A 21,749-nucleotide genomic window follows, 5' to 3' on the forward strand; every position below is an offset into this window, starting at 1 on the left:
ATGGAAAATGTATTTACATATCTAAAAAACCAATTCGTATTTCAGCTTGATATTCTTTTTCAGGTCGAAAATCCGACGGAAAAACCTGTTTTGAATCAAATCGATGCAAATGGTTTTATAAACGAATTTATCATAGAAAATAATCTAACCGAATTTGATATTCTTATTTTAGGATTATCTCTGGTTCCGCACATGAAACCTGATTTTTTGAGTTCGGTTATTGCCGAATATCTGCCAAATGGCGGCGAACTGCCAGAGTTTGGCGGAATAAAAACAAAAAATCATCGTGGTATTTTGCCAACTGGCGAAACGGCTCAGTTTTTAATTGCCGGAAACGATCTCGAAAATAGAATTTCATTTTATAATTACCTCCACAATCAATCTTATCTTTATAAAAAAGGAATTATAAAAATAGAATCAGTTCCAAAAGGCGAACCTAAACTAAGCGGTTTATTAATTTTAGAAGATGAATACATTGAAAAATTCATAACCGGAAAAATCCTGAAACCGCAGCTAAGCAGTATTTTCCCAGCCCAATTAATAGAAACACAATTAGACTGGGACGATTTGGTTTTAAATTCCAATACTTTAAATCAGATAAAAGAAATAGAAACCTGGCTTAAATTCAACGATATTCTGCTTCACGAATGGAATATGAAAGCGAAGATAAAACCTGGTTTCAGAGTCATGTTTTACGGAACTCCCGGAACTGGAAAAACGCTGACAGCTTCACTTTTAGGAAAATATACGCAGAGAGATGTTTACCGAATTGATTTGTCGATGGTGATTTCAAAATACATTGGCGAAACCGAAAAAAACCTCTCTTCTCTTTTTGATAAAGCGGCCGATAAAGACTGGATTTTGTTTTTTGATGAAGCCGATGCTGTTTTCGGAAAAAGAACAAGTGTTAAAGATGCGCATGATAAATATGCCAATCAGGAAGTTTCGTATTTACTGCAGCGCATCGAAAATCATCCCGGATTGGTTATTCTGGCTTCTAATTTTAAAACCAATATTGATGCTGCTTTTACCCGCAGATTTCAATCTATAATTGAGTTTGAAGTACCTTCTTACGGCGAACGTTTAAAATTGTGGCAAAATAATCTGCCAAAAGGAATTAAAATTGATGAAGATGTAAATCTTAATGAACTTTCAAAAAAATACGATATTACAGGCGCAAATATTGTTAACATTATTCAATATGCCTGTCTGCGAACTTTAGAAGACCAAAACAAAAGCATCAACCTTAATCATTTACTTCAGGGAATTAAAAAAGAGTATGCAAAAGAGGGAAAAATGATGTAGTTGAATAATTACCGACTTTTTAAATCTCAACAAAATGTACAAACAGCCTTGAAATAAAATTTAAAATCACTATCTTAGAAATTGACTTTAAAAAGGTTAATGAATTAACAAGCAATATTTTAAGGATTTTGCTATTGTATTTAAAACCAATAAAACTATAATAATGATGAGGTTTAGTCTTTTTGTAACAGCATTTCTATTTATAACTCTGAGTTCTTGTAAATCATCAAAAGCGGTTGATTTTAAGGAATCACTTGCAAAATCAGAACGCAGGGCATTTGACATTATTCTTGGAAAAAATGGTTCAGGTGAAAAAAAGCTGAACTATCTGGTAAATGATGATTATAAAGGTGCTTTAGCAGCTGTAGATCAACAAGCCATAGAGTTTGATAAACTAATAGATGATATTAACAAACTTTCTACTAATGATGTTACAGAGGGAGAACCCCTTAAAATTGCCACTCTCGAGTATTACAAAGCTTTAAAAGCACTTCACGTATTCGACCGAAAAGAAATAGAACAGCAGGCACTTCTTTCAGAGCTGAAGAATAATGAACTTAATATCGCCCAAAATAATCTTATTGCACTTGCGCACCAGAAAAAATTGCTATACACTGCGGTGTATAAAAAGGAAGCTCTGCTTCATACAGCTGCAGAAAATTTTAATGCTGCAAATGGTATTTAATTAAGTTTTCTTCTTAATAAACCTTACTTCCTTTTCCTCGCTTCTACTCCTTTCCTATATAGAAATTCTTGTTTGAAATATTTTTATTTTTCTGCATTTGAACCTGCTATATTCAAAGAATCTCTTTCTCTGGATCTGCGGCGTTCCGGACGAAGGTTTTTAAGTTCACTTTCTTCTGCAAAAGTTGTATCTTCTTTAAATTTACCAGTTGAAATTTCAAAATTGTCAGCCGTTCCGGTAATTTTCATCGGAATATTAATAAGTCCCATTGGCGGCAGTCCTAAACGAAAACCTACATTTATTTTACCATCCATTGTAACCTGACCTTCCAGTTTACCTCTAAATCCAGCCATTTTCATGGTTGTTGGCGTAATAGTCATTACATTATTCTTTATCGCAGAATGAATTGCAATTTTATTAAATGAAGCTTTTTCTAAATCGGCAGCATCAGCTTTCTTCGCTACATGGTTTAGAAGTTTAAAGTTTTTAAATTTAATATCCTCCAGAGTTAAAGTTCCTTCGCCATCAATAGATTTAAAATCAATATTCATATTCTCATCTATACTGCCGCCAAGCTGGTAATCAACAGAAACTAATCCGTAAGCATCTTTAGCCATACTTACTAACTCAGCAAAAATAGGAATCTCTGCATAAGCACGCTGAATATCAAAATTGCTGGCTTTAAAATTCGCATTGTATTTAGCTAAACGACGATGCTGTGCTTTATAATCACCTGTCATTGCTATTTTGGTACCCGCCATATTAAAAGCAGCTTCGGTTACCTGAACTTTTCGCTCATTAACGACAAGTGTTCCAATAAAATCTTGAATCTTATAAGTATCAAATTGAAGATTATTGACTTTTGCTGAAATCTTAAGATCGGCAGTACTTGGAATTCTAATTACATAGTTTTTGTTTTTATCTGCAGTGTTTTTAGCAATCGTATTTACAGAAGTAGAATCTGTTTTCAACATGGCTTCTTCTTCCGCTTTCTGGTCTGTATATTTGGCAATCATCTCAAAAAACTCGTTCGCATTAATTTGATTGCTGGACAGGTTAATATCGGCTTTAAGCTTTTCGTTGGACTGGCGTAAATACTTTCGATTAAACAGATATCGCAATACATTATGAATGTATCCATTTAAAACAACATCGGATTTTCCATAAGTAAGATTAAATTCTTCAAAACGCATCTTGTCTTTAAAGAATTTAAATGTTCCTTTTGAAACCTCAAACGGCTCTGGAAACATGGCGCTTTTAATTACTAAATTTCTGGCTTCCAGTTTTCCTCCATTTTTAATATTGTCATAATTTTTGGCATCAATATCTTTTTTAGAACCTTTAGCGATAAGATTGGTTTGAATAACTCCCGAAATACTCATGTCTTTCACAGGAAATATCTGCGTTAATTTTCCAACATCTAAAGTTCCCTGAGTTTTGATGTTATAAACCAAATCATAAAGATTGCTTACTTCACCCTGAACTTTAAAAGGCGACCCGGCTAAAACAAATTCGGCAGGCTGTAATTTTACATTTAAATCCTCTCCAGTTCCTTTTTCACTAGTAACCGCAGCATTTATATTTATATTTTCGACAGGTATTTTAGGATATTTAAGCGATTTTAAATAGCCATTTTTAATATTTATTACTGTTCTTGATGATGGATATTTTTTCTGTTTACGATTTAAAATCCCGTGCAAGCTGACTTTTAAATTTAAATCTCCCTTAACTTCTAAACTGTCTAAAGGATAAAATTTATGGATTTGCGCTAAGTTGATTTTAGATTCTAATTCCGTATCTACAGTAAACGGATATAATTTGTGGAGTTCAAAACGCCCGCGGACAAAATTATCCAGAGCCTCGGCGTTTAAATTGGTTATTTTACCCGAAACATTCCGTAATATACTGTCTTTTGCAGTTAAACTTAGATTTAAGTTTATGTTTTTTACTGCATCTGGTTTCTTGATATTTTTAACATATCCGTTTTTTAAACTTGCATTTAATTGAAATTTCGGAATACTTTTTATAATGGTATCTGTTTTATTAAAATACTGACTGAAACCTAAATCTCTTAAAAATACACCGTCGGCTTTTAAATCTAACGCAACCTCTCCTCTAATATCATGTTCATTGAGATTTAAGGCATCTTTTAATTTTGCCAAATCTAAATCAGCTTTTACAGCGGTTTTAATTTTTAGTTTTTTGAAACCTTCTGAATGAAAATTAACTGTTGTTTTCTTTTTATCCAGATTAAAAGACAAGTTGTCTAAATCAAATTTTAATTTATTAATATCTAAATCTTTAACCTGCGCTTTGGCCGATATATTGATATCTTTTACTGGTTCTTTAATTTTTTTATAAGCTATCGCACCATTATTAATTTGTAAATCAGCAGAAACAATTGGCTTTTCTGACTGATCCTGCATATATTTTCCTTTTGCAAATATTCTAAAGTCAATGTTACCGGTAATTGTCATTTGTTCGCGCCACTTGTCGTAAACAGGAGGCACAAGAGAAAGCATTTCTTCTAATGTAGAATTTTTAGACTGCATACGCAGATCAAAATCATATCCGCCTTTTATAAACGCAAAATGACCATTAAATGAAAATGGAAAATTTTTAATACGAATAACGTTTCGTTCAAACTTAAATTTTAATGCTTTAGCATCAATGTAGGTAATAATTTCAGCATTGACCGGTTTATTACGTACATAATCAACACCGTTTAAGCTAAAATCAAATGACTTTATTTTGACGTTTGAATCAAGATCAAATAATGCTGCGCTCAAATCTCCGGTTCCTTTATAATTAAGATCCTGAACCTTAAATTTTAAAAGTGCGCTTTTATCATTGTATGAAATATTTGTCTGCTTTATAACAATTCGTTTGATATTAAATTCAGTTTCGGTAGTATCTGCAGAATTTGAAGGCTTAACAATATTAAAATTGGCATTTCCTTTAGCGTCTATTTCAAGGTTTAAATTAGCTTCATCCAGATAGACAGCATCTAAAACAATTTTACCTTTTAATAAACTGTAAAAGTTTACTCCGGCAGATACTCTTTCTGCTTTAACAACATTTGCTGATGTAAATTGAGTCTTTTTATTAACTACGCTGACATTTTTTGCATAAACAGTTAAAGCCGGAAAATGTTTAAAAACAGAAAGTCCAATTTCATCAAAACGTACTTGCGCGTCCAGTTTTTCATTAGCTATGCTTTGGAGTTTATCTCTTATTTCATCCTTAAATATATAGGGAACAATTGTCAGGATGATTATTAAAAGTAAAAATAAGATTGTAATTGTAATTGCAGTTTTCTTTAAGAACTTCCTGGTCATTTTTTAAAAGATATCGTTTTAAGATTTTAAAAATATAGATTTACCTGCCAAGAAAAAATCTTGAATGATATATTAACTCAAAAATAACAATTATAAATTTTATTCGGATTTTATGTTCAAGAATAATACAGATTACTTAAAAAAAAGCAGTAAAATTTTAAACCGAAAAATGTTTTATGATAATGAAAAATTATTTATCATTTCTAAATTCAGAAGGTGTTATGCCTTTATATTTTTTAAAAATATGATTTAGATGACTTTTATCTGTAAATCCAAAAACATCGGCTATTTCAGAAATACGCATATCGCTGTGTAAAAGACGGTCTTCGATTAATTTTAATTTATAATTTAAAATATATTGCTGCAGGCTTACATTAGTATGTTTTTTAAAATAACTTCCAAGATATGTGGAAGATATGCCAAATTCCTGCCCAATAGACTCTGCCCTTAGTTTTTCGGGAGCATAAATATTAGATTGAATATATTGAAGAATATGAATGGTTTTCTGATCTGTAGTTTCAGTAATTTGTTCCGGATAATCTTGATGAACATTTCGCGCTATAATAATCAAAATACTGTTAACCAGCTGAATTGATAATTCTTTCTCGTAAAATCCGTGGTTTAACTGCTCTTGAATCAGGATATTCATTAAACTATTTATTGATTGTGCATCTTTATCATTTTTAATGATACAACCTGGTTCGTGTCCCACATTTTTTAGTATCATTTCAAGACGATCAAACAACTCAAGCTCTTTTTCATTTGATTTCACAAAAATGTTATTAAATCGAATAAAGAAAAACTGAGTTGGTTTTTCAATATGAAAAATATGCTGATCATTTGGCGCGACCAAAAAAAGATCTCCGGGTTTGTAATTCAGTGCCAGTTCATTTATATGTTGTTTTCCTGTTCCCTCAACAATATACACCAGTTCAAAAAAGGTATGAGCATGAAGTCCTCTTGGACAAACATCCAGCATTTCTTTTAAAACCAACTCAAACGGCATCCATAAATGATCTTTTACCATAGCCTAAAATTACACAAAAAACATGGATTTATACAACTCACAAAAAACAGTCTGACGGAACTTTGCGATGTAATAATCAACAATAAAAAACAACAAAATGAAAGCATTAGTATTAGAAAATTTTGGTGAAGTCTATACATTAAGTGATATAAAAAAACCTGCTGCAGGAAAAGGACAGGTTTTGGTTAAAATTAAAGCCAGCGGTATTAATCCGCTCGATTTAAAAATAAAAGAAGGTCAGGCGGCACATGCGCAGGTCAATCTTCCTGCAATTCCGGGTATCGATATGGCCGGAATTGTAGAAGCGGTTGGCGAAGGTGTTAAAAATTTTAAAGCCGGCGATGAAGTTTACGGAATGACAGGCGGTGTTGGAGGCGTTCAGGGTTCATTAGCAGAATATGCTTCAGTTGATGCAGATTTACTGGCTTTAAAACCAAAAAATCTTAGTTTTAAAGAAGCCGCTGCTCTCCCCCTTATCTTTATTACTGCTTGGGAAGGACTTATTGACAGAGCAAAGGTTGGAGCTGGTCATAATGTATTAATACAGGGCGGTGCCGGCGGAGTTGGACATATTGCCACACAAATTGCGATTGCAAAAGGCGCAAATGTTTTCGCAGCAGTTTCTACTGCTCACATCGATTTAATCAAAGAATATGGTGCAATTCCAATTGATTATACAACTTCTTCTCCTGAAGATTATATTGCGAAACACACTAACGGAGAAGGCTTTGATATTATTTATGAAACTGTTGGAGGTACAACTCTTGATAACTCATTCAAGGCGGCAAAACAATATAAAGGTCATGTAATAAGCATTCTTGGATGGGGAAATCATAGTCTTGCTCCTCTTTCTTTTCACGGTGCAACATATTCAGGAGTTTTTACCTTATATCCGCTTATTTCAGGAAAAAACAGAAAAGAGCATGGTCTGATTTTAAAAGAAGCGGCACAATTAGTAGAAACAGGAAAAGTGATTCCAATTGTAGATCCTCAAAATTACTCGCTTGAAACCATTGAGGAAGCTTACGCCTCTATACTAAATGGAACAGCAAAAGGAAAAGTTGTGATTAATATTGAATAAAAAACTAAATTTCTCTGCCAAATATGATTTGCAAGATTTGGCAGAGAAATTTATCTTATCAGTTTTTTTAGATCCGAAATTACAAGACACTTAATACTTCTTAATATAAACGGTCTTCTTATTTACAAATTCCTGAATACCGTCCTGAGAAAGTTCACGGCCATATCCTGATTTCTTTGTTCCGCCAAAAGGAAGCCTCTGATCACTTTTTACAAGTTCATTTACAAATACTGCTCCATCATCAAATCTGGGTATCAATCTGGCTGCTTTGTCGAGATCGTTCGTAAATATTGTGACACCAAGTCCAAAAGGGCTTGCATTTGAAAGCTGGACAGCTTCTTGTTCGTTCTCAAAAGTTGTAATGCCTATAACAGGACCAAAAATTTCTTCTGTAAAAACCTCCATTTCTTCTGTAACATTTCCTAAAACTGTTGGTTCGAAATACGCTTTATCTCTATTACCTCCTAACAGAATTTCTGCTCCTTGATCTAATGCAGTCTTAAGCTGTTTTTCAAGTTCTTCGGCAAGATCAATACGAGCCATAGTGCCTATTGTAGTGTCTTCGCTCATAGGATCTCCCGGTTTAAGTTTTTTAACCGAGTCCAGAAAGGCTTTTGTAAATTCTTCAGCAATTGAAGACTCTACAAGCAGACGTTTTCCTGCAATGCAGCTTTGTCCGGCATTTTGAAAACGAGCTTCAACACAGGTACTCACCGTTTTCTGCAGATCACAATCTGCAAAAACTATAAGAGCGTTGCTTCCTCCCAGTTCAAGCACCGATTTCTTAATTTCGCTTCCCGCAATGGCAGCTACAGATTTTCCTGCTGCTTCGCTTCCGGTCAAAGTAACCGCTTTAACTTTTGGATTTCTTATAATGCCTTCCACCATCTTACTGTTAACAGGAAGATTTGTAAAACATCCGTCGGGAAAACCTGCTTTCTTAAATACTTTTTCGATACTTGCGGCACTTTTCATCACGTTGCTGGCATGTTTTAAAATCCCGACATTTCCCGCCATCAACGCTGGAACCGCAAATCGCATTACCTGCCAGAAAGGATAATTCCACGGCATTATTGCAAGAACAACTCCAATTGGTTCATAAGTTACATAACTTTTTTGTGCATCTGTTTCAATTATCTTATCAGCCAAATGTTTAGAAGCGTGTTCTGCATAATAATCACACAACTTTGCACATTTTTCTATTTCTGCTTCTGCCTGTTTGATAGGCTTTCCCATTTCCTGAGTAATAATTTTGGCATATTCCTGAGAGTTTGCTCTTAGTTCACGACCCGCAGCTTGCATTAATTTTGAACGTTCTGCAAAGGAAACTTCCCTCCATTTTTTATATTGTTCATCTGCCTTGTTTACAGCATTTTCAACATCGCTGACATCAAACTCTGCAGTTTCGTATACCAATTCCTGATTATAAGGATTTATAGATTGTATCATCTTTCTTTTTTTATCACACTAGATTATTAAATTAGATCGTAAAAGTTACAACTTATTTGAATTTTTAATACTTTTTCGAATAAATTATTTTCCTGAGATCCCTTTATTTCACTAAACGAATTCCTGAAAACTGCCACTGATGTCTGGGGTGAAAAAAGTTACGGTAAGAACTTCGGCTATGCCCTTCGGGCGTGGCAATAGAAGCTCCGCGCAAAACCATTTGGTTTACCATAAATTTACCATTATATTCCCCAATGGCTCCCGCTTCCTTTTTATACCTTGGGTACGGCAGGTAGGCGCTTCCCGTCCATTCCCACCTATTTCCCCAATTGAAAAAACTACTGGCGGCTTCCCATTCTTCTTCAAGCGGCAAACGCATACCTTTCCAGGCAGCAAAAGCAGATGCTTCATAAAAATTTATATGACAAACCGCTTCGTCAGGATCAATTTCCTGTAATCCTTTAAGAGTATAATATTTCCAGCTGCCGTCAATAAAATGCCAATATAAAGGGGCTTTTGCCTGATGTTCTTTAACCCAGTCCCAGCCTTCAGAATGCCAGTAAATAAAATTCTCATAGCCACCTTGCTGCATAAATTTCAGATATTCTGAATTTGTAACCAGTGAAGATGAAATTTCAAAAGCTTCCAGATATTTACTATGACGTGCAGATTCGTTGTCAAAACTAAAGCCTGTACCTTTAAAACCAATTTCATACATGCCTTCAGGCATTGAAATAAATCCTGAATCTACATCTGGTTTTTCATTACCTGAATAATTTTCATTATATGGAGGAAACAACGGATTATGTCCTAAAATATATTTAATATCCGTTAGCAGCAGTTCCTGATGCTGCTGCTCATGGTTTAAACCGAGTTCGAAAATTGAATAAATCTCATCTGTAAGCACAGCTTCTTGTAAATAGGCTTCCATTTGCTCATCTACATAAGCTCTGTATGTGTAAATATCGGCTACGGAAGGACGGCTCAAATTACCACGATCCGTACGAACAACTCGCGCTCCTACAGTTTCATAATAGCTGTTAAACACATAATTATATTGAGAATTAAAGACTTTATATCCTGAAAAATGAGGTATTAAAATAAAAGTTTCAAAAAACCAAGTGGTATGTCCCAAATGCCATTTAGGCGGACTTACATCAACTATGGGCTGAACTACATAATCTTCTGTTTCCAGCGGACTGCATATTTGTTCTGAATGTCTGCGTACTTTATTATACTGCGCCAGTAATAATTGCGTATCATTTTTAACTATTGTTTCCATATTCATTTGGATTGTATTAAACTGCAGTCCAGAAAGCGTCCATAAACCATTCTTTGTTGTCCTTAATATTGTGTACAAACTGGAATCCGGATTTAGCGGCCATATTCTCGATATCTTCGTCGGAAAATTTCTGGGAAACCTCCATATAAATAGGCTCATTCGCATCAAAATGAAATGTTTTGTCTCTCACAGTCACCTTTTGCTCCTGAAGACTAATCAGATAACTTCTACAGGCACCAGTAAGAGGATCATACGTTTCATAATGCTCAAACTGATCTACAATAAAATCTGCATTCAGCTCTTTATTAATACGTTCCAGCAAATTCAGATTAAAGGAAGCTGTTACTCCCTTAGAATCATTATAGGCATTTAAAATCGTGTTGGGTTCTTTTTTCAAATCAAAACCAATCATAACTACATCTCCTTTATTGAGATTTTTACGTAGCTCTAAACAAAATTGATAAGCTTCGTCGAGTTCCATATTGCCTATATTGCTTCCTAAAAAAAGAATCACTTTTCTGCGCGACGACAGCTGGGCCGCTTTGTGCAGCATTTCAAAATATTCACCTTCAAGACACTGTATATCTAAATCAGGAATATTTTCTTTAAGTTTTTTATCTAAAATTGAAAGAATATTTCCGGAGATATCAATTGGCATATACGTAAAATCAACATTCTGTTCGTTTAAATACCTCAGCAGATACATTGATTTTGAAGCATCGCCTGCTCCCAGTTCAATTAAATCAAAAGGCGTCTGATCTGCCCTGATTCCATCTGCTATATCTGTAGTTTTATGTTTAAAGATATCCATCTCACAGCGGGTGAGATAATATTCAGGCAGGGTCATGATTTCCTGAAAAAGCCTGTCTCCGCGCTGATCGTAAAAGTATTTTGATTGTAAATGTTTAGGATGCTGACTAAGTCCGTCCAGCACATCTTCCAAAAAATGACTGGTATTTTCTTCTGCTGTTTCAATAATGCCGGCAGTAAATGTATTTGATAAATTCATGGTCTTTTCTATTTTGATATTTTTATGAAAACCAATTCCATTTATGATATTTATAAAGGGAACTAAAAGCTTCTTTCCCATAAAGATACGCTTTATGTTTCTGAAACAGGTTTCTTATCAAAATGAATCTTAACTCAAAAAAATCAATCTGCTGTCATTACAAATCCAGTTTTACTCCAATTCCAGACATTCATATTCAAGCTCATTAATAAAATCAATAATTTGTTGTGCAGTCACTTCGTTACTTACTAATCTTAAAATAGTATCGCAGTCTTCAAGATCAAAATTCCATTCAGAATTCGGAATAAATGAAAACAGATTTTTAAACATGTTGAGCTGTACTCGGTTATCATTCTGAAATTATATAAACCCTCGCCGAAATTCTATAATTTAAAAGGTTCTCGTTCTGTCTATTTTTGAATAAATGTTAAACAACTACTTGTAACTTATTAAATTATGAAACTATCACAATCATCTGGTATGAAATTTATCGGCGACGCCTTTTATCATAAAAAACCGGCAATAAACAATATTACTTCTCTATACAGTCGACATGAAGACGAACCTGATTTTGACTGCGAATTTTTATATGGCGACGGAATCGAAAGCCGCGGAAACGAAAACATACTGGATCCTGATCCTGACGATTATATTAAAAATGGTTATAATGACAGCAGATGGAATGCTGATGTCTTCAATCCATATGTAGAGCAAACATATTATTAAGCAGAAAAGATTAAACCAGATTAAAACTAATTCCGGTCTGATTTCGTATATAATATAAAACGACGAATCATGACTATCAATTCTTTTCATCTGCCAGCAAAGATATATCGTTATCTTTCTATAAACGAAGGCCGTCTAGTACCGTTTGAAGAACTGTGCCTTTTTATTTACACTTATGAAAACGAAAACGCGTTTTCATATGAAGTTTTTTCTGCAGAAAAAACATATCAGTCGCATGTTATGGATTTATTGCTGTTCCTGTCTGATATTAATCTGATAACATTAGACCAGTCTACAGACGAAAGCTGTCTTAATTTTGCCGGTCTGAATTAATTCTGCCTGCTTTTTGTAATTCAGTCAGCATGTAGTTATATAATGAAAAAGCTGCACAAATTCATAGAATCTATACAGCTTTTAATTTAATTTCTATATGTGTTCATACTTTACAGAAAAGTGCCGAACCTTTCGAAATGACAGGTGTATCCATTTGGATTTTTCACAAGGTAATCCTGATGATACTGTTCGGCCGGCCAGAATTTAGTAAAAGGCTCCAGCTCTGTTACGACAGCACCGTTCCATCTGCCAGAATCATCTACAATCTTAATTACTTCTTTTGCCGTTTCTTTCTCGGTTTCATCCTGAATAAAAATAGCAGATCTGTAGCTTGATCCTCTGTCATTTCCCTGCCTGTCTACTGTTGTAGGATCATGCATACGGAAAAAGTAATCCAATAGTTCCTTAAAGGAAGTCTGACGTGTATCATAAGTAATCTCCAGCCCTTCTGCATGTCCGGGATGGTTTTCGTAGGTTGGGTTTTCATTTTCTCCTCCTATATATCCGGCTTCTGTATCGACCACTCCGGGACGCACCCTGAATAAATCTTCCATTCCCCAGAAACAGCCTCCGGCTATATATGCTTTTTTTAAATATTCCATGTTTCTATTTTCTAAAGTATATTAATTTATAACTTTCTTTTTCAATATAAAATTAGTGCATTAATCTATAAATATTAAGCATCAGTAATTCTAAATTCTTATTACAATATAGATAAAAATTACAGATATTTTCTAATGTTCAGACTACGATTTTTGCATTTCAAAAACTGCTGTATCATCACCATTACCCATTATTATTTTATCTGCCAGTCCTATAAAAAGTCCATGTGCCAGCACGCCTTCAATTTGATTTAAATTTTTAGCTAAAGACTCAGGATCATGGATCAAACCGAAATCAGCATCAACAATACAATTACCCTGATCAGTTACGAATACTTTACCTTCTTTCTTTCTTATCTCGCCATTCCCGCCAATTGATGCAATCTGACTTAAAACATAACGGGAACTAAATGGAACCGTTTCAACAGGTACTTTAAATTTTCCCAGTTTTTCTACTTTTTTGGAAGAATCAGCAATGATGATTTTTTTTGTGGTAAGAGACAATACAATTTTTTCGCGAAACAAAGCGCCGCCGCCTCCTTTAATCATCAGTAAATCAGATGTAAATTCATCGGCACCATCAATTGTTACATCTATTGCATCCATGCTGTTTATATCAATTAAGTCGATTTTTAAAGAAGCGGCAAGTTCTTCAGTTTGTCTGGAAGTGGCAATTGCTTTAATCTTAAGCCCCTCTTTAACCCTTTGCCCGATTTCTAAAATTGTATAATAAGCTGTTGAACCGGTTCCAAGTCCAACTATCATATTATTTTCGATTAATTTTACCGCTTCTCTTGCGGCAAGCAGTTTTTCTTTCTCTAAATCAACTCTTTTTTTCATAACAAACAAATAACAGCAGACTAAACTACTTAACCAAAAACAAATTACTGCATTTCTATCTCGCAGCAATCATCATTAAATATAATCAAAAACTTAAACTTTTCAATTAAAGATTAAATTGAAAATAGGCCGTAAATAAGTCCAATTCTTTAAATCATTGATTATTTGGGAATTTGATTTAGCAAATCAATAACAGTCTGTATTCGCCTTCATTTTCTTTTGGAGCTCTGTGAATGCACGGCGGCACTTGTTGTTTTGGATGATCTACAGCCAAACGCCAAAGATGCATTAATCCTAAATTAACAGGTTTCGCATCCTGAAGTGCCTGATAATGTAAATCAAAGTAATTCTCCTTTAAAAAGTCTTCGAATTCTTCGTCGGTTCCGGTATGAAGTTCTTTTAGTTTTGTACGGATTTCAGGAATTAAAATTTTCTGTTCAGCCTCTGAATTAGAAATAATATCACTGGCCGCTCCATGATAAGTACACAAAAAAGTATCTGTTGCAATAGGCGAACGATCAACGTGAAATGAATAAACATCTGTTGAGATGAAATCGAATTCATCATCACGCTCATAACACTTGAGCAGATTAAGAGCGGGAGAAGCTCCAAAATCAGTTAATAATTGCAAATCATTTAAAATTATTTCCCGTGCTGTATTTCCTTTTTCTGACAGCTGGAGTGCAATTAAATCTTCAGGAAAAACTTCTGTTATATTTTCTTTTAAAGATAACTTGGTTACAATCTCATTAAAATCGCCTTCCAAATTTCTGTACCAGCAAAGCGCGTTTACTTCTCCTTTTAAATCAGTCTGTACAAGCTCAGAGAAAGTAGATACCATACCAATTTGACTGCTGGCAGAAAATATATGATGCATAATTATGTATTAAGAAATTAATTTGTTCATTTCATTACAAAAATATGCATCAGTATTCAATTACGCATTTTTAGAGCCTCAAATTTTGGGCTTTAAATCTGTAATTATATTTGCATAAAAGGATAATCGGTATAACCTCTCGCCGTACCGCCGCCAAATAAAGTATGATTATCTGAAATTTCATTTAATACCGCATTGTGTTTTACTTTTTGAGGATAATCTGGATTTGTCAAAAATTTTCTGCCAAAGCCAACTAAATCAACTAAATTTTCCTGAAGCAGAGACTCGGCTTCGTCGGGAGTTTTGTTTCCTGTAGCGATTATAGTATTTTTAAATGTTTGTCGAAGTTCCTTTCTAAAATCGTTTGGAATTTGAGGAGCATCGTCCCAATCGGCTTCGCAAAGATGAATGTATGCTACTTGCAGTTTATTCAGTTCTGCTGCAGCCAGCATTATGGTTTCCAGAATTTCGGGATCATTCATGTCTTTAAAACTGATGAAAGGAGAAAGACGTATTCCTGTTTTTTCTTTTCCAACTGCTGCAACAACAGCTTTTGAAATTTCTATTAAAAAACGAATTCTATTTTCTTTTGTTCCTCCGTATTCATCGGTTCTTTTATTGCTGTTGCTTCTTAAAAACTGATCAACCAAATAACCGTTTGCACCGTGAATTTCGACACCGTCAAAACCAGCTTCAATGGCATTTTTGGCGCCTTGTACAAATTCTGCAATAACTTTATTGATATCGGCTTTCGTCATTTCTTTTGGTTCGTCTACGGGAACAAAAGTGGCGTCGCCATTTGCTGCGCCGTCAAAAATATAAACACTGGTATTTTGAGCCATTAATGCCGATGGCGCGAGAGGCTGTAATCCGTTAACTTTTGCACTGCTTACTCTGCCCACATGCCACAACTGCAAAAATATTTTGCTTCCTTTTCTATGTACCGCATCTGTTATTAATTTCCAGCCTTCTATTTGATCCTTGCTGTAAATTCCGGGTGTTTTAGCATAACCCATTCCTTGCAAAGAAACCTGAGTCGCTTCTGTAATGATGAGTCCGGCTGTACTGCGCTGTGCATAATATTCCGCCATTAAAGCATTCGGAATATCTCCGGGCTGTGAAGCTCTTGATCGCGTCATTGGAGCCATTAAAAAGCGGTTTTCTAATGGAATTCCGTTTAAATTGTACGGTTGAAATAACTTTTCATACTTCATTTTAATTCTTTTTTAAAATTAAATTTTTCAGTTTTTGTGCCGAATCATTCTCGAATAACACTCTTATCTTCATAAGCCATTTGAGCAATTTCATCTTTTCGTTTAAAGCTAACTCCTTTGTGCTGTTGAATATAAGTAATTATTTCATTAGTTGCAGCAACCATTTGCGGCGTTCCTCCAATACGATCATGAAAACTTATAGACATTTGTCTTCTCTTTGTTTCAGACTCTTTATAAAGCTGATCAAATTCTAATTTGACCTGACTTACAAACTGATCGGCACTAAAGTTTTTTCCTTCTATCAAAACAATATCATTACAGCGAATCGTATAAGGAACCACAGCAAAATCTTTTCCTTTTACTTTGATTAAAAACGGTTCGTCGCGGCTTAAGTCATCAATATGATATTTAAACCCAAGTTCCTGTAAAATATCCAGCGTATTTGGACCGCGTCTGAGCCAGTTTGCGTTGTAACCCACAGCTTGAAAACCCGTTATTTTTTTAATGGCGTCTACTCCGTCTTTAATGAATTTTTTCTCCGTTTCATACGGCATAGAATATTCTGTTGCCCAGTTCATTCCGTGCGCGGCGGCTTCGTGTCCTCTTGCTACAATTTCTTTGGCAAGTTCCGGATTTTTTAAAACAGCCGATCCCACCATGTGTGAAGTAACTTTGATACCGAGTTTGTCCCAATTATCGAGCATTCGCGGAATCCCTTCTTTATAACCGTATTGATACCAGGTTTCACCCGGAAGATCCACAAAACCTTTTTGCATGTTTTGCGGAAACGGACTTTCTGCATTTACCGGCTGACCGCCCGCTTCAAACTGCATGGAAACGGAAACAACCAAACGAGATCCGTCAGCCCATTTACTATCTGATTTTTCAGTATTGATAAAAGTATTTTCTTTTAAATCATCTGCCAGTAAAGAATTTACCGGCAACATTCCCGCAAGTCCAACCAAACCTGCTTGTTTCAAAAATGTTCTTCTGTCTTTCATAATCAATTGATTTTATTGAAATGCTTTTTCAATAATCAGCGTTTCTTCATAGATTGAAAATTTGCTGATTAAATTGTTTTCAACTGTAATATGTATTGCTAAAGGCATTTTAAAATGCTTTCCTGTTTTCTTTACCGTTCTTTCAACAGTTCCAAAAATTGCGGCTTGATTTCCTCGTATTAAAAAGGAATTTGTCTCTACTTTTTCTGAGCCGTCAACAAAATAACTGAAAAGGGTTTTAAATAACGGAACGATTTCTTCCCGTTTCGAACGGTGTCCTGTCCAAGGCATATATTTAGATTCAAAAATGTACCAATCCACATTTTCTGAAACCATTGAAGCGATTTTGTCCGGATTTTTGGTTCCAAAATATTCAAAGAATTTTTCTACCGTTTCTTTTGTTTTTATTTCTTCGTCGGTGTAGACTTGTGCCTGCATTGAAAAACTTATCAATAGCAGCATTACCGCTATTTTCAAAGTTTTTAAATTCGATTTAAAAATGGTTTGTATCATAATTATCTTTTTTAGTTTAAACTTAAAATTTCAGCTGCATGGTAATTCCTGTAAAGAAAATATCCTTTCCAGTTCCTGAAGCTTTTATATATTCTCCGGCATTAAACCAAGTGGCTTCCAGTCTGAAATAGAGATAAGAATTGGGCTGCCAAATGATTTCGCTTTCTAATTGATTACCAATTTTCTTTTCCGTTGTCGTATCGCCGGGATAAATCAGAATCGTATTGGGCGCATAAATTCCATCGTAACCGCTGTAGCGCCAAAACATATCATAATCAATCACCCATTCGATATTTTTGGTGATTTCAAAACTTAAGGAAGGATGAAAATCAATAAGGTTTGAAGGGCCAATTACAGAAGCCAAACCAAAATAAGCGCCTCTTGGAAAAAGCGGATTAAATGTCTGCAGACTTGTATCGCCTTCTTTTTTATCTCCGCTGATGACTTCGGTTTTAAAGCCAATTTCGGGATGAAATTTTACCGTATTAAAACGATATCCTGCGTTGATTGAAGCAGTCCAGGCATTGATGCTTTTATCGCCAACATCTCCAAACTGAAAAACGGCTTCTCCATCGTAACGCCAATTCTCCGATTTTCCCCAAATCCGGGTTCCTACTGAATGACGTTCTTCTCTTCCCGCTGCATCATTAAAGTTTGCTTTTGCTCTTTTATAACCTAAATAATAAACATCGATATTATTTATAAAGGGTACTTTATTGAATACCAAATAACTGCCCCATAATTGGCGATCCTGATTGGATTCGTCATCGAAAATTCCGTCGTGTGCGACTACAAAATGACTGTAAAATAAATCGGCAGTCATATTGTTTTTTCCGGCCATCATTTTTATTCCGTCAAAAGACTGCCTGTTATTTGGGCCGTCTCTAACAGCTACTAAACGCTGTGATCCATACGAAAGTTCTTGTCTTCCTGCTCTTAGAATCAGCTTTTTCCCTTTTTCATTTATAAAATTAAAATCGGCGAAAGCCTGATGCACTTCCAACGGATTCTGATCTACCGGACTCGGATCAATTCTTCCGTCGGCAAGGCTGCTTTGTGTCTGAGCAAATAGCCTAAAAAACTTTCCCACATGAAAATCGGCATGAAATAAATAACGCGATAAGATGTAACCGTCACTGTCCTGCGGTCCATCGCCCCAATTTTCATTTTTGGCATAGAAATACTGAAACCTTACATCGCCTCCAAAACTGATATAGGTGTCTTTTGAAGTTGAAATTGGCATAAACTTCATTGTTTTATACCAATTATCATGTATAGTATCATTTTTCAGAAAACTATAATTTTCATCAAATCGAAGCGGTTTAAAGGCTGGATATTCCTGTGAGAATCCTGATAGCGAAATCAATAAAATCAGTACTAACAGTTTATTTTTCATAATTGAATTTTTAATAATTCTAACATGTTGAGTATAATCATTTAACACATAGAAACATAGATCTTTTCACCTTAACAAAAGGCGTTTCACTTACTTCAACACACATAGCTATGTGTGAGAAACTAGTTTCTTTCAATTATCTTTTTTGTAGATAAGAAAAACTATGTTTCTATGTGTTTAAATACATTCTTTTTGAATTATACCCAACAATTTAATTTTATTTGTGGCAGCTTATTTCCCAGCATTCTGTTTAATATCCTTATACGCATTTGGAACATTAAAATTGAAATGAAGCCAATTAAAAAGTTCATATCCTTTATTAAACTCTTTCATGGTTACAGCCGTTTTGGTCTGTTCTAAAGTGAGTCCTTTTTGTACGGCGTCTTCCACATTTGCTTTTAAAGCTGTTACATAATCGATTGTATATTTTATTCCCGCTTTGTTGGTAATTCGGCCGTGACCGGGAACTACTACATCTTTGTCTGAAATCATATTATAGATTTTGTTCAGGTTATTTACTGGCTCTAAAAAATAGCCGTCAAACAGCCACGGAATTGTTGGACTTTCTGCAATAAAAGGGTTTCCTGCCCAAAGTACATTTCCTGAAGCCGATTTCAAATACACAAAAAGATCGGCAGGAGACTGTGCCGTTCCAACATTGATTACTTCTACACTATTGCCTTTTCCCATATCAATTTTCATGGTTTGGTTAATTGCAATTGTAATGTCAGCTGGACGGTAAACACTTTCTTCAATTCCGCGTCCTTTACCAAAAAGCATAATCATAAACTGTTTGATATTTTCGTAATTCTTAGAAAGGTTTTCTTTGCAGAATTCGTTCTGAATGACAATAGTTTCTTTTGGAAGCAGATAATTGCCGAAACAATGATCGCCATGATCGCTGGTATTTATCGCATATACAATAGGTTTTGGAGTAACAGAACGAATCAATTTATATAATTGATCGTAAAGACCTTTGCTCAACATCGTTTCTATTAGCAAAACACCTTTTTCTCCCACAATAAATCCCGCAGAAGTTGCCTGTGGAATTCCCTTTGTAGTTTCGGTTCCGGTTGTAGTTGGTGAAACGGCATACACATTATCTGCAATTTTATGCAGTTCTAAAGTGACTTTATTAGCATCCCAAATGGGCACGTGATCGGGCATTGCAAATTGCGCATAACCTTCTGTAGTTGCAAGTAAACATAATAAGAAGGCTAAACCCGTAATTATTCTTTTAATTTTCATGATTTATTTTTTTTGAATGGTCTTCCATTCGTTTTTAAAGTTTTTTTGCATAACCGCCAAAGTATTTAACCGGCGACCAATCCGGAACTACCGGCGCTATTGCAGGATCAATAGATTTAAATTCGCGTGCGCCATAGACTACTTTACCATTTACAATTGTAAGGTCTGATTCTATATTTCGCACTTTATCTGCCGAAACTGTAAAATAATCTTCTGATAAAATGGTAAAATCAGCATACATTCCTTTTATCAATTTTCCTTTGTCTTTTTCTTCTCCGGAAAACCACGCACTTCCTGAAGTATATAATTGCAATGCAGTGAATTTATCCAAAACCTGATCTTTTGGCCAGAACTGCATTCCACCCAACGTTTTTCCTGTAATAAGCCAATGCAGTGCCATCCAAGGATTATATGTTGAAATTCTGGTAGCATCAGTTCCCATTCCTACGGGAATTCCCATTTCGAGCATTTTTTTGATTGGAGGTAATTGTGTTTTTGGAGCTCCGTACATTTTTTCATACAATTCTCCCTGAAAATACATTCTGAATTGTACCGCAATACCGCCATTTAATGCTTTTACTCTTTCTAATTCCTGTGGTGTAATGGTTTCGGCGTGGTCAAAAAACCAGCGCAAACCGTTAAACGGAATTTCTTTATTTACTTTTTCAAAAACATTCAGCATTCGGTCAATAGATTCGCCGTAAGTGGCGTGAAGTCTAAACGGCCATCTGTTTTTTACTAAAAGACGGATTATTGGTTCCAGATCATTTTCCATTTCAGCAGAAAGCACAATTCTTGGTTCCAGAAAGTTTTCAAAATCTGCTGCCGAAGCCACGATGTTTTCTCCCGCTCCTTCTTCTGTATAACCGTTTGCTACTAAAAGATTATCATTTTTGTTGATAACCGTTTCGGCAACCCATTTCTCGTAATCCTGAAGTTCTTTTCCTTTTTGCTGTGCAAATAAATAATATGAAATTCTAAGGTTTAATTTTCCTTGTTTCGCCAATTCCATCGAAGCGCCATAATCTGACGGAAAGTTTTGTGAACCTCCGGCAGCATCAATAACACTCGTCAGTCCAAATCGGTTAAGCTCACGATTAAACTGCAGCGAACTGTTGATTCTTTCTTCTGGTGTCAATTTTGTGGTTAATCCTAAAGTCGTATAGATTGCTTTTGGCGTTTCTTTGGCAAACATTAATCCGGTTAAATTGCCGTTTTTATCTTGTTCTAAAACACTTCCTTCATAATGCGAGTCTTTTGTATAACCCAAAACTTCAATCCCTTTTTTGTTTAAAAAAGCTTTGCCGTATAAATAAGTTATAAAAACTGGTTTATCAGGAACTGCTGCATTTATTTCGTCGATTGTGGGTTGCCTTTTTTCTTCAAAGCCATATTCGTTCCAGCCTCCAATCACTTTAATCCAAACTCCGGGCGGCGTTCTTGCCGCTTGTTCTTTCAGCATTTCCATGGCTTTTTTGAGTGTTTTTACTCCGTCCCAACGCAGTTCTGCATTGTAATTTAAGCCTTCGCGAATCACATGGATATGACTGTCATTTAAACCCGGAACAACCGTTTTGCCTTTTGCATCTATAGTTTGGGTTGCAACTGTTTTATAACTTTCCAGAATTTGTTTTGAAGTTCCAGTTGCGAGAATAATTCCGTTTTTTGATGCCAATGCCTGAACAAATTCCCCAGATTTTTGCATCGTAGCAATTTTTCCGTTGTAAATAATCAAATCTGCTTTTTCCTGAGACTGCACAAACAGACCAAAGAAAAATAATAGTATTACCAATAGTTGTTTCATTTTTATAGTTTTAATTGGT

At 34.9% G+C, this 21,749-nt stretch carries 20 protein-coding genes; 5 read left to right on the top strand and 15 right to left on the bottom strand.

Annotated elements, in window-relative coordinates:
• Both ABD859_RS02225 and ABD859_RS02230 read left to right on the top strand, forming a co-directional pair.
• Entirely contained in the window at positions 1–1,305 is a 1,305-nt protein-coding gene (locus ABD859_RS02225) for an ATP-binding protein (protein WP_345139643.1), read from the top strand.
• 163 nt (positions 1,306–1,468) lie between these two features.
• Positions 1,469–1,990, top strand: a complete 522-nt coding sequence (locus ABD859_RS02230; protein WP_345139646.1) for a hypothetical protein — start codon at positions 1,469–1,471, stop codon at positions 1,988–1,990.
• Between the two features lie 83 nt (positions 1,991–2,073).
• Here ABD859_RS02230 and ABD859_RS02235 read toward each other — a convergent pair whose 3' ends face one another.
• Complete coding sequence (locus ABD859_RS02235) at positions 2,074–5,328, bottom strand: AsmA family protein (protein WP_345139649.1); 3,255 nt, start codon at positions 5,326–5,328, stop codon at positions 2,074–2,076.
• 190 nt (positions 5,329–5,518) lie between these two features.
• On the bottom strand, positions 5,519–6,355 hold the full coding sequence (locus ABD859_RS02240) for an AraC family transcriptional regulator (protein WP_345139652.1): 837 nt from the start codon (positions 6,353–6,355) through the stop codon (positions 5,519–5,521).
• A 97-nt stretch (positions 6,356–6,452) separates the two neighbouring features.
• Between ABD859_RS02240 and ABD859_RS02245 the strand changes: the two genes are divergently transcribed.
• On the top strand, positions 6,453–7,436 hold the full coding sequence (locus ABD859_RS02245) for a zinc-dependent alcohol dehydrogenase family protein (RefSeq protein ID WP_345139655.1): 984 nt from the start codon (positions 6,453–6,455) through the stop codon (positions 7,434–7,436).
• 90 nt (positions 7,437–7,526) lie between these two features.
• Here ABD859_RS02245 and ABD859_RS02250 read toward each other — a convergent pair whose 3' ends face one another.
• From ABD859_RS02250 to ABD859_RS02265, 4 genes are all read right to left on the bottom strand, one after another.
• Entirely contained in the window at positions 7,527–8,885 is a 1,359-nt protein-coding gene (locus ABD859_RS02250) for an NAD-dependent succinate-semialdehyde dehydrogenase (RefSeq protein ID WP_345139657.1), read from the bottom strand.
• A gap of 103 nt (positions 8,886–8,988) precedes the next feature.
• Entirely contained in the window at positions 8,989–10,173 is a 1,185-nt protein-coding gene (gene egtB / locus ABD859_RS02255; RefSeq protein ID WP_425554218.1) for an ergothioneine biosynthesis protein EgtB, read from the bottom strand.
• Positions 10,174–10,183: 10 nt separating this feature from the next.
• Positions 10,184–11,257, bottom strand: a complete 1,074-nt coding sequence (gene egtD, locus ABD859_RS02260; RefSeq protein ID WP_345139663.1) for an L-histidine N(alpha)-methyltransferase — start codon at positions 11,255–11,257, stop codon at positions 10,184–10,186.
• A gap of 90 nt (positions 11,258–11,347) precedes the next feature.
• Entirely contained in the window at positions 11,348–11,506 is a 159-nt protein-coding gene (locus tag ABD859_RS02265) for a hypothetical protein (RefSeq protein WP_345139666.1), read from the bottom strand.
• Positions 11,507–11,632: 126 nt separating this feature from the next.
• Between ABD859_RS02265 and ABD859_RS02270 the strand changes: the two genes are divergently transcribed.
• Both ABD859_RS02270 and ABD859_RS02275 read left to right on the top strand, forming a co-directional pair.
• On the top strand, positions 11,633–11,902 hold the full coding sequence (locus ABD859_RS02270; RefSeq protein WP_345139669.1) for a hypothetical protein: 270 nt from the start codon (positions 11,633–11,635) through the stop codon (positions 11,900–11,902).
• A gap of 69 nt (positions 11,903–11,971) precedes the next feature.
• A complete protein-coding gene (locus tag ABD859_RS02275; protein WP_345139671.1) occupies positions 11,972–12,235 on the top strand; it encodes a hypothetical protein in 264 nt (87 codons plus the stop codon).
• Positions 12,236–12,345: 110 nt separating this feature from the next.
• Here ABD859_RS02275 and msrA read toward each other — a convergent pair whose 3' ends face one another.
• The 9 genes from msrA to ABD859_RS02320 form a co-directional block, all read right to left on the bottom strand.
• Positions 12,346–12,837 carry a peptide-methionine (S)-S-oxide reductase MsrA gene (msrA, locus tag ABD859_RS02280; RefSeq protein WP_345139673.1) on the bottom strand — a complete coding sequence of 164 codons (492 nt, stop codon included), beginning with the start codon at positions 12,835–12,837 and terminating at the stop codon, positions 12,346–12,348.
• 144 nt (positions 12,838–12,981) lie between these two features.
• The gene (rpiA, locus tag ABD859_RS02285; protein WP_345139675.1) at positions 12,982–13,677 is read right to left on the bottom strand and encodes a ribose-5-phosphate isomerase RpiA; all 696 of its coding nucleotides are present in this window, start codon (positions 13,675–13,677) and stop codon (positions 12,982–12,984) included.
• A 178-nt stretch (positions 13,678–13,855) separates the two neighbouring features.
• Complete coding sequence (locus ABD859_RS02290; protein WP_345139677.1) at positions 13,856–14,554, bottom strand: DUF1826 domain-containing protein; 699 nt, start codon at positions 14,552–14,554, stop codon at positions 13,856–13,858.
• A 104-nt stretch (positions 14,555–14,658) separates the two neighbouring features.
• Positions 14,659–15,768 (bottom strand): alkene reductase, encoded by a 1,110-nt coding sequence (locus ABD859_RS02295; RefSeq protein WP_345139680.1) that lies wholly within the window; start codon positions 15,766–15,768, stop codon positions 14,659–14,661.
• Positions 15,769–15,812: 44 nt separating this feature from the next.
• Positions 15,813–16,769: a polysaccharide deacetylase family protein gene (locus tag ABD859_RS02300; RefSeq protein WP_345139683.1), complete on the bottom strand. Its 957-nt coding sequence runs from the start codon at positions 16,767–16,769 to the stop codon at positions 15,813–15,815.
• A 12-nt stretch (positions 16,770–16,781) separates the two neighbouring features.
• Positions 16,782–17,282 (bottom strand): nuclear transport factor 2 family protein, encoded by a 501-nt coding sequence (locus ABD859_RS02305; protein WP_345139686.1) that lies wholly within the window; start codon positions 17,280–17,282, stop codon positions 16,782–16,784.
• A 22-nt stretch (positions 17,283–17,304) separates the two neighbouring features.
• On the bottom strand, positions 17,305–18,678 hold the full coding sequence (locus ABD859_RS02310; protein ID WP_345139689.1) for an alginate export family protein: 1,374 nt from the start codon (positions 18,676–18,678) through the stop codon (positions 17,305–17,307).
• Between the two features lie 231 nt (positions 18,679–18,909).
• Positions 18,910–19,926, bottom strand: a complete 1,017-nt coding sequence (locus ABD859_RS02315; protein WP_345139692.1) for an MBL fold metallo-hydrolase — start codon at positions 19,924–19,926, stop codon at positions 18,910–18,912.
• A 34-nt stretch (positions 19,927–19,960) separates the two neighbouring features.
• Complete coding sequence (locus ABD859_RS02320; RefSeq protein ID WP_345139695.1) at positions 19,961–21,730, bottom strand: amidohydrolase; 1,770 nt, start codon at positions 21,728–21,730, stop codon at positions 19,961–19,963.
• Positions 21,731–21,749 lie beyond the last annotated feature (19 nt).

This window comes from Flavobacterium ginsengiterrae (assembly GCF_039539785.1).
Classification (GTDB): Bacteria; Bacteroidota; Bacteroidia; order Flavobacteriales; family Flavobacteriaceae; genus Flavobacterium; species Flavobacterium ginsengiterrae.